This is a genomic window from Streptomyces sp. NRRL B-3229 (assembly GCF_000719505.1).
Lineage (GTDB): Bacteria > Actinomycetota > Actinomycetes > Streptomycetales > Streptomycetaceae > Streptomyces > Streptomyces griseorubiginosus.
On sequence record NZ_JOGP01000149.1, the window covers coordinates 1 to 288 of the forward strand.

Sequence of the window (288 nt, forward strand, 5' to 3'; positions counted from 1 at the left end):
TGCTCGCCCTCGGAGGCGAGCATCTCCACCAGCATGCCGGTCTGCACCAGCGACAGCGGATACGCATCCACCACACCCGCCGGAAGAGCAGCCCGGTCCCCCTCGCCGATCAGCGCGAACGGCTCCACGGCCACCACCAGCGACGGACCGCCACCGTGCTCCTGACCAGCCACCAGACCCGCGAGAGCAGCGACCGTCTTCAGCCGGAAGACATCCGGTATCGACACGTCATAGCCGGCCGCCCGCAGCGCACCCACCAGCCGCACCGCACGGATCGAGTCACCGCCC

General features: G+C 70.1%; 1 protein-coding gene. It reads right to left on the bottom strand.

The annotated features are described in order from the left end of the window. On the bottom strand, nt 1–288 hold a 288-nt coding region (locus IF54_RS40300), incomplete at both ends, for an acyl carrier protein (protein WP_037821286.1).